The organism is Dolichospermum sp. LEGE 00246 (assembly GCF_015207865.1).
GTDB lineage: Bacteria > Cyanobacteriota > Cyanobacteriia > Cyanobacteriales > Nostocaceae > Dolichospermum > Dolichospermum heterosporum.
Genome location: NZ_JADEWA010000680.1, coordinates 1 through 1,919 on the forward strand (window position 1 = coordinate 1; position 1,919 = coordinate 1,919).

At 35.2% G+C, this 1,919-nt stretch carries 1 protein-coding gene; it reads left to right on the forward strand.

Going from position 1 to position 1,919, the window contains the following annotated elements; translation table 11 throughout:
- The first annotated feature begins 108 nt into the window (after positions 1-108).
- The gene (gene corA / locus IQ228_RS25490; RefSeq protein ID WP_027403425.1) at positions 109-1,260 is read left to right on the forward strand and encodes a magnesium/cobalt transporter CorA; all 1,152 of its coding nucleotides are present in this window, start codon (positions 109-111) and stop codon (positions 1,258-1,260) included.
- The last annotated feature ends 659 nt before the right edge of the window (positions 1,261-1,919 follow it).

The window sequence follows — 1,919 nt, forward strand, 5'->3', positions numbered from 1 at the left end:
TTTTTATTTTATTTGTCTAGAGAAATTACCATTTCCGTAATCTAAAATAAGAAAATTATACGATATGAGTTAAAATTTTAGACAGTAATATCTAAAGAGTAAAAATTTATGGTTATAAAAATTCGCCGCGCTACCAAAGCTATGAAGAAGTCACGGGGGAAGGAATTCTATCACGAACCAGGAACTCAACCAGGAACAATCATTGTTGATGAAAATGCTGAACAACCAATTATTTTTCTCATTGACTATAATCAAACTGAACTCATTCATAAACAAATAAGCTACCCTGAAGAATGTCTTAATTATTTGGATACAGAATCAGTTTCTTGGGTGGATGTTCAAGGTTTAGGTAGTAAAGATATTTTACAGCGTTTAGGTCAAACTTTTGATTTACATCCTCTAATTTTGGAAGATATTGTCAACATGGTAGAACGACCAAAAATTGAGGATTATGAAGAGCAATTAGTAATTATTGCCCACATGGTTGTACCTAATCATAATAATGGCAGTTTTTATAGTGAACAAGTAAGTTTAGTCTTAGGCAAATATTATGTTTTGACAGTCCAGGAAGAACCAGAACATGATTGTTTTGATGGGGTGAGAATGAGAATTAATAAGAATAAAGGTATTATTCGCAGACAAGGTAGTGATTACTTGGCTTATTCTTTATTAGACGCAATTATTGATGGATTTTTCCCAGTTTTAGAACTGTATGGGGAAAGAATTGATGATTTAGAAGAAGAAGTAATCGTCAATCCTAGTCAACAAACATTACAAAAAATATATCAAATTCGGCGAGAATTATTACAACTACGTCGCGCAATTTGGCCACAAAGAGATGCAATTAATTCTTTAATTAGAGATGGTAGTGAATTAATTAGTGATGATGTGAGAATATATCTGCGAGATTGTTATGATCATGCAGTCCAAGTGATGGATATAGTGGAAACTTATCGAGAATTAGTGGCTGGTTTAATGGATGTGTATTTATCGGCAATCAGTAATAAAATGAATGAAATTATGAAGTTGCTAACGGTGGTTTCTTCTATTTTTATTCCCTTAACTTTTATTGCTGGGGTATATGGGATGAATTTCAATACTGAAAAATCACCCCACAATATGCCAGAATTAAATTGGTATTGGGGCTATCCGCTATGTTTAGGAGCAATGGGGTTAATTGCTATTAGTCTAATATACTTTTTCTGGCGACGGGGTTGGCTGACTAATTCTGTTAATTTTAAAAAAGATATTCACCGCTAATGTCCATAAAATAGAGACGTTTTCTGCAACATCTCTAAGTTTCAAATGCAATTAAATAACAGGTGCGGCTGTAAACACAAACCACAGCAACAATGCTAAAACTAAAACACTAATTTTTACGAGCAGATACGTATAAGCATGAGGGATGAGCAAATTTTGGGTTGTCATATTCCACCTCCACCTAGCTAGTGCTTAACTAGTTGTTTTTTTTAACTCTATTTTCTTATGTTTCCATTGTCGCTTAAGAATGAATAAAAAGGATGCTTAGTCAAGTTTTATTAATATTTCTTATTTATTAGAACTTACGCAAGTGTCAGACTACATAAATCCTGCAAATACACAGATTATCGCTCAGTTTTCCAGACTTGATATTACTTATAACTTCTTCTAAATCCTCCTGATGGCGCAGCGTGGTGTTAGCCATACTCCCGAATCGGCGCAGTCCCTGCGCCCCTACCTCCTGATAGCGCAGCGTTAGCCATACTTCTAGCCCTCACAGACAACTTTTTCAGCAAACCCTACTTAGTAATTTTGAGAATGGTCTATTTTCTAACTTCACTAAATCAAAATTAAATGCGTCCTAGTAGTCTGTCAACCCGAAAATGACGGGTGAAGGCAAGCAGGGGGAGAAAAGAGGCAGGGGGGGTAGGGGAGGTAGT